Origin of the sequence: Methanoculleus sp. UBA430 (assembly GCF_002506585.1) — an archaeon.
In the GTDB taxonomy this organism is placed as follows: Archaea; Halobacteriota; Methanomicrobia; order Methanomicrobiales; family Methanoculleaceae; genus Methanoculleus.
On the sequence record NZ_DAXW01000016.1, the window covers coordinates 203036 to 209822 of the forward strand.

A 6787-nucleotide genomic window follows, 5' to 3' on the forward strand; every position below is an offset into this window, starting at 1 on the left:
GTGGCGTCAATGAAGACCGAAAGGAAAGAAGAGAACGCTGTAGTCATCGATATCCTTCCTATGGGGTATTCGAGCGACCAGCGTCCTGTCTACAAGCGCGAACCGGTTGTCCTTGCCGTCGGCATGGACCAGTTCAAGCTGCTCGAGCTCGTTCCGAAGGCGGGTGCGGATATTCAGGTCTATGACCGCGTCTACATCGGTGATGCGGAGCGGGACAAGATCGAGCGCGTCAAGCGGCGGCTGAACTACACGGACCTGACGGCGACCGCGAAACTGGAACTGCCGTTCGTGATCGAGCAGATCGTCCGCGAGAACGAATCTCGGTTCGTCGACTTCTTCAATAAGTCCATCTCCATCACGCCGAAGTTCCACATGCTGCACCTGCTCCCCGGCATCGGGAAGAAGCTTATGTGGGAGATCATCGAGCAGCGGGAGAAGAAACCGTTCGAGACCTTCGCCGACATCTCCGCGCGTATCAAGTCGCTTCCGCACCCGGATCGGATGATCGTCAGCCGGATCCTGCGCGAGATCGAAGACCCGGACGAGAAGTATCATATCTTCACATCGAGATGAGCGCTCCGAGGGATCAGCATTTTCTCGTCGACAAAAGGGCCGTCGAGAGGATTGCCGGCTTTGTTGATGTCTCCGGTCGGAGGGTGCTTGAGATAGGACCCGGTGAAGGGGTCCTCACCCGCGCCCTCCTTGACCGTGGTGCACACGTCAGTGCGGTAGAGATCGATCCGGCTCTTGTAGAAGAACTTGAGCTGGCCTTCGCCGACGAGATCGAGGAAGGCCGTCTTGAGATCGTCCTTGGCGACGCGAAGAAGGTGGATATCCCGCCGTTTGATATCGTCGTCGCAAACCTCCCTTACTCCGTTTCTTCAAAGATCACGTTCCGGCTGCTCGCGATCGGGTTTGAGGTCGCGGTCCTGATGTATCAGAAGGAGTTTGCCCAGCGGATGGTCGCTCCGCCGGGGACGCCGAACGTCGGCCGGCTCTCGGTGATGGTGCAGACCTATGCTTCCGTAAAGCCGCTGCTCGAACTCTCGCCCTCCTCCTTCCGCCCGAGACCCCGGGTCCGCTCCTGGGTGGTCCGGCTCACTCCCCACGAGCCGCCGTATCCCATCGCCGACCGGAAGGGTTACGCCGATGTCGTCCGGGTGCTCTTCTCCCACCGGCGAAAGACCGTCCGGAAGGGGCTCCGGAGCGGCAAGGATACGTTCGCGCCCGAGGCGATCGAGCGAGCGATCGCGGACCTGCCCGACGACCTCCTGCAGCGGCGGCCCGAAGACCTGACGCTTGAGGAGTTCGCGCTGATCGCAAACATGCTCGCCGGGTGCTAGAGGATGCTCCCTGACCAGGTCTACCCCCCGGCCGAGGACTCATTTCTCCTCCTCCGGGCGGCGCTCCGGGAGGTCTGCGAGACCGACCGGGTGCTCGAAGTCGGGACCGGGAGCGGCTACGTCGCGGCCGGGCTTCTCGGCAGGGCGGCGGCGGTCGTCGCGACCGACATCAACCCCCACGCTGTGGCGTGCGCCCGCTCGCGCGGGGTCGCGGCAATCCGGACCGATCTCTTATCGGGCCTCTCCGGCCCCTTCGACCTCATCCTCTTCAACCCGCCCTACCTTCCGACGGCTCCCGAGGAGCGAATTAGCGACTGGCTGGAGTATGCCCTCGACGGCGGGCCGACGGGGAGGGTGACGATCGAGAGGTTCGTCGCGGATGTCGGGCGAGTGCTCTCGCCCTTCGGGAGGGTCCTCCTCCTGGTCTCCTCGCTGACCGGAGTTGACGAAGTCCGTGGACTCTTCGCCCGGGCGGGGTTCGTCTCGTTCATAGTCGACGAGGAGCGGGTCGAGAATGAGATCCTCTACGTCCTCCAGGCGATGCGGGACCTCTGCCGGATTGGGGCGTGAGGCTCGCAGATCGCGGTCTCGCGCAAAGTCTGTAAAACGCCCTTCTCTCTTTCATGACTCTGTGTGAGTGACGACCCGGCTCAGATGGCTTGATGCCCGGTAAAAAGAGCAGTGGGTCCTCCCTTCACACCGTCGAGGGCCTCTCGAACACCTCCTCAAACTCAAAGCGCGCGAACTCCGCGAACGGTGCATCCAATATCACCGCCGCGAGATCCTCTTTTGCCACGGCGAACGCGCCGGCATCCGGGTACGCGATGAAGGTGTACTCGGTGGTGCCCCGGTACTCCTCCGAGACGGACGCCGACTGCATGAGCGCGATCATCTCGGGCGTGCCGATGGTTCTCTCCTCCTTCCGGTAACCGTCGAGGAGGGCGAGCAGGTTCCGGTAGCGGTAGTCCTCGGGCCTGACCTCGGCGTGGTAGCCGTCCACCCGCTCGACGGCGGAGGGATAGACGCCCCGGTAGAGGTAGAAGTTGTTCGCGATCAAGAGGCAGTCGTCCGGCTCGACGACGCCCGGCCCTCGCACCGCGCCGCCGTAGGAGTCCGTCTCGAAGGCCGCCGGGATGCTTCCCGTCCCGTTCCCGTAGGGTGCCGATACCCCTGCGTTGTTCCCACCGGTCCTGGTCCCGTTCGCCTTCTCCCAGTAGGCCCACGCCCCGGCAACGTCGCTCTCGCTCCTGAGCGCATCCATGAAGAGGAAGTTGGTGGGCACGAGGTCGGTCGCGTTCCAGTCCGGGATCGACGGCGACGAGTGGGGGACGAGCACCAGGCCGTCCTCGTTCATGCCGTTGAACGTCCCGATGAACCCGGGCCAGTCTATCCCGACCGTGCGTTTCGCGCCCGGACCCGGGTCGGTCGCGATGACGAGCAGGCTGTTCACCGTGACCTTCCGCAGGTCGTTCTCGCCGTCCATGTTCTTGCCGTGGATCACGCCGCCGGCAAGTTCCTCGTTTGCTGTCAGGTTGCCCCAGGCGATCGCGCTCGTGCAGAGGTGCGGCGACACGCCGGCGTCACCCGTAGTGGCGAGGTTTATGCCGAGATCGCCCATCCTGAGGCCGTAGAGTTTGTAGTAAAGCATGAAATCGTAGGTATTCTCGGCAAGGAGGTCGTAGCGGGTGAGGTTCCGCGAGAGCGACGGGATATAGAGGTCCGTGCCGCCTGCGTTCATCCCGGCGAGCATGGCGTCGAGCTCGGCCATATATTTCGGATTTGCCGGTGCCATGTGCTCCTCTATGTAGGGGATGAAGAGGTCTTCGTACTCGACGGGCGACTGCATGAACGACTCGATCAGGACGTAGTCGATCCAGTCCCGGATCTGCGGGCCGCAGAGGTAGCCATAGGCATACGCCCGCTCTTCCGGCGTTCCCCATACCTGGAGAACGTGACAGCCCTTCTGGACCGTGAGCCTTCCGCCGCCGCTGCCGACGGCAATCTCCCGATCATCGTCGGGGTAGGGCGTCGGGGCGACGAGAGTTATATCAACCCCGGTCGCGGCATTCCCGGGCGTAACGGCGACTCCGACGGGGGTAAGGTGCGATGGCGTGCAGTACCACCCGGTTGGGTCGCGATAGTCAAGGTGATCTATCCGGCCGTTATCATCCGTATCCGCCCAGGCATAGACGGTGTAGTTGCCCGGAGGAAGCCCGGAGATGACGTACTCCCCCGGCGCGTCGAGCGCGGCAAAGCCGCTGACGTACTGCGAGCGTTCTGGATGCTCCCCTATCTCCATGACCCTGATCTCCGACGCCGAATATGCTGCGGCGTCGATCGCCGCGATGTAAATCGTTCCTCCCGCGTAATCCCCTGCCACACTCCCGGAGATGGAATCTCCACCAGTCGGGGTGGTGACGTTCGTGCAGCCTGCAGCGGCGATGAGGAGGATCGCCACGCCGAGGATGCACGCGGGCAGGCAAACGCGCAGGAGGCGCTCTGGTACCTGGTTCATTACTTTTTTCTTCCGACATAGGAGGATAAAATCGTATTGAAGTGTTCCTGTGTACGATACATGCCGAAGCGCGAGAATCCTGATGAATTTTGCCGGTTATCGGTTTTTTGGGTCCTGGATGGTTCAAAAGTGAGGGGGCGGAGCGTGATTGCCTGTAGGATCTGCCGGGACGGCCCGTTGCAGAAGGTATGATGACGGGTGGAGGCGATACCTCTCACCTGGAGAACGTGCAGACAGCACGGAGGTGAACATCATGGCACACGCGTGGAATCCGGAAGATTACCACAAGCACTCCTCTACTCAGCAGGCCTGGGCGCATGAACTGATCGGGAAGCTCGATCTATCCGGCGACGAGCGGGTGCTCGACCTCGGCTGCGGCGAAGGAAAGGTGACGGCGGAGATTGCGGCCTGCCTCCCCTCGGGCTCGGTGCTTGGCCTCGACCTCTCTGCCGGGATGATCGCCTTCGCCCGGGAGCGTCTCCCGTCGGAGCGGTATCCGAACCTCCGGTTCGCCGAGGGTGATATGCTCGACCTGCCGTTTGATCGGGAGTTTGATCTGGTCTTCTCGAACGCCGCCCTGCACTGGGTCTCCGACCACCGCAGGGTCTTTGCGGGCATCGTCCGGGCGCTCCGGCCGGGAGGAAGGGTCCTCCTCCAGATGGGCGGGCGAGGGAACGCCGCCCCGGTCTTCGCGGTCGCGGACGAGATGCTCGCGGAGGAGCAGTGGGGGAGGTATTTCAGTGGTTCAGCTCCACAGTACGCCTTCTACGGCCCCGAGGAGGAGCGCAAGCGGCTTGAGGAGGCAGGGCTCACGCCGGTGCGGGTCGAACTGATCGGGAAGGACATGACATTCGATCTGCCGGACGGGCTCATGGGATGGATCCGGACCACCTGGCACCTCTACCTCGACCGGCTGCCCGAAGAGGCCCGGCCGGCGTTCATCGCGGAGGTGGCGAGCCGGTACGTGGCGCGGCACCCCTCGCCCGACGGCCGCATCCGTGTCCCCATGGTGCGCCTCGAGGTCGAGGCGGTCAGCGATACGGGATGACGGTAATTTGACCCCCGGTCACGGCCGGAGGCGGATCGGGGAGTTGGAGGGGGTCCCATCCGGTGTGGTGATAAGGCTCCGGGACACTGCCCTGGCTCCACCAGAGGCCGCACCTGCCCCGGTATACCCCTGGAAGGCTTCTTCGGCATGTCAGCGAGGTGCCGAGCGGGAGGTCCTCAACTGAACGTTCCCCTCATCCGGGTGTTTCCGATAACCCGATTAAGCACCTGAAAAGCCTTGTTTTTAGATTTACTGATTTAAAACCATTTAGAATGTCGGTCAATATTTATTATCTCTCACTTCATATTATAAGTGAGAACTTGACGATGAACAATTCCAACAATCTCCTCACCGAGGGACCGGTCGGAAAAGGCCTTCTGGTAGTGGCTCTTCCGATCATCATCAGTAACCTCCTCGCAAGCATCCTGGAGGTGGTGGATATGTATTTCATCGGCAAACTCGGCGATGTCTCGATTGCCGGCGGAGCGATGAGCATATCCATCATACTGGTGCTCACGACAGTGATCTTCGGGATCGTGACGGCAACGGCTGCATTTGTGTCGCGAGCATACGGGTCAGAGCGGTTTGAGCGTATCCAGGTGATCCTTTCGCATTCGCTTTACCTGGCACTCGCCTTTTCGGCGATCCTTGCGGTCATCGGCTTATTCTGGTCTCAGGATCTTCTCCTGCTCCTTGGAGCGGATCCTGAGGTTGCAGCGGAGGGAGCACGCTTCCTCTCCCCGATGCTGATAGGAATGTTCGTCTTCGTCACGCTGATGATCCTGACGACGGTCTTCCAGAGTACGGGGGATTCCAGGACACCGATGTTCGTGATGATCGCAGTGAACATTGTGAACATCGTCATGAATCCGACACTGATCACGGGTCTTGGCGGTTTCCCGGCACTCGGCATAGCCGGATCTGCGTACGCTTCCCTGACATCACGTACGACCGGCGTGCTGCTCCTGATCGGGGTGATGTACCTCCTGCCGTCCAGAAAGAACGGACCGGTCCGGTTCCCGAAGAAATGGACGTTTGAACCGCGACTGGTCAAAGATATCGTGAAGGTCACGATACCGTCAGCGGTACAGAGCGGCGTTCGGAGTTTTGCGTTCCTGGGGATGACCGCGATCGTGGCACTGTACGGCACGGCGGCGGTGGCGGCATACGGCATCTGCCAGCGTCTGGATATGCTGGGTCTCGTCTTCGTGATGGGGCTCTGCACGGGCGTCGCGGTGATGGTCGGGCAGAACCTGGGAGCGGGAAAGGTGGAGAGGGCGGAGAAAGCGGTCAGGATTGCGACGATCGTGAATGCGTCGTTTATGGCGCTTGTGGGTATCATCTACCTGCTGTACGCGAAGCATCTCCTGGCGTTCTTCGGCGCGGCGGGCGAGACGCTTGCAGACGGCATCCTGTTTATGCAGGTGATCCCGATGTCGTACTTCGTGATAGCCATGGCGATGACGATGGGATTTGCGATGAACGGCGCGGGGATGACGAGACCCGGCATGTATGCGGCGATCGCGGGGCAGCTGATCGTGCAGGTGGGTCTTGCCGCGATGGTTGTGGCGATGGGCCTGCCGCTGCAGTTCGTCTGGTTTGCAGTGGTCTGCGGCACCGTGGTGGTGTTCCTCTGTGATCTCTTCTTCTACAAGCAGGGAGTCTGGAAGACGAAGAAGTTGAACCTCGGTGGGGAGAATTGATCCAGAGATTCTTTGACAACCTTTTTTTTGATTAACCCCGCAGGCAATCTCTGGTCCCGGTACTTCGCTAGGATATTTGAGACGACCCTCAGGAGGTCAAACCCTCGATTTTCCTTCGCAAACTTCGCGGTTCAAAGCCTGATGGCCTCTTGTCGTCCGGACGTTCCGTCCGTCGCCA

6 protein-coding genes are annotated in these 6787 nt (G+C 61.4%); 5 read left to right on the forward strand and 1 reads right to left on the reverse strand.

What is annotated here, in order from left to right; all coding sequences use genetic code 11:
• Nucleotides 1–9: 9 nt before the first annotated feature.
• From BRA49_RS12805 to BRA49_RS12815, 3 genes are read left to right on the forward strand one after another with little or no spacing between them, the layout of a single operon-like run.
• A complete protein-coding gene (locus BRA49_RS12805) occupies nucleotides 10–573 on the forward strand; it encodes a DUF655 domain-containing protein (RefSeq protein ID WP_292386510.1) in 564 nt (187 codons plus the stop codon).
• Nucleotides 570–1343, forward strand: coding sequence for a 16S rRNA (adenine(1518)-N(6)/adenine(1519)-N(6))-dimethyltransferase RsmA (gene rsmA, locus BRA49_RS12810; RefSeq protein WP_292386511.1), 774 nt, complete (start codon nucleotides 570–572; stop codon nucleotides 1341–1343). Before BRA49_RS12805 ends, rsmA begins: the two co-directional genes overlap by 4 nt.
• A gap of 3 nt (nucleotides 1344–1346) precedes the next feature.
• Complete coding sequence (locus BRA49_RS12815) at nucleotides 1347–1913, forward strand: HemK2/MTQ2 family protein methyltransferase (RefSeq protein ID WP_292386512.1); 567 nt, start codon at nucleotides 1347–1349, stop codon at nucleotides 1911–1913.
• A gap of 124 nt (nucleotides 1914–2037) precedes the next feature.
• On the opposite strand, the gene BRA49_RS12820 is transcribed toward BRA49_RS12815, so the two are convergent.
• Nucleotides 2038–3858, reverse strand: coding sequence for a hypothetical protein (locus BRA49_RS12820; RefSeq protein WP_292386513.1), 1821 nt, complete (start codon nucleotides 3856–3858; stop codon nucleotides 2038–2040).
• Between the two features lie 253 nt (nucleotides 3859–4111).
• Here BRA49_RS12820 and BRA49_RS12825 point away from each other — a divergent pair, with 253 nt between their 5' ends.
• Together BRA49_RS12825 and BRA49_RS12830 are read left to right on the forward strand one after the other, a co-directional pair.
• Nucleotides 4112–4906, forward strand: a complete 795-nt coding sequence (locus BRA49_RS12825; RefSeq protein ID WP_292386514.1) for a methyltransferase domain-containing protein — start codon at nucleotides 4112–4114, stop codon at nucleotides 4904–4906.
• A 326-nt stretch (nucleotides 4907–5232) separates the two neighbouring features.
• Nucleotides 5233–6609 carry an MATE family efflux transporter gene (locus tag BRA49_RS12830; RefSeq protein ID WP_292386515.1) on the forward strand — a complete coding sequence of 459 codons (1377 nt, stop codon included), beginning with the start codon at nucleotides 5233–5235 and terminating at the stop codon, nucleotides 6607–6609.
• Nucleotides 6610–6787: the final 178 nt, after the last annotated feature.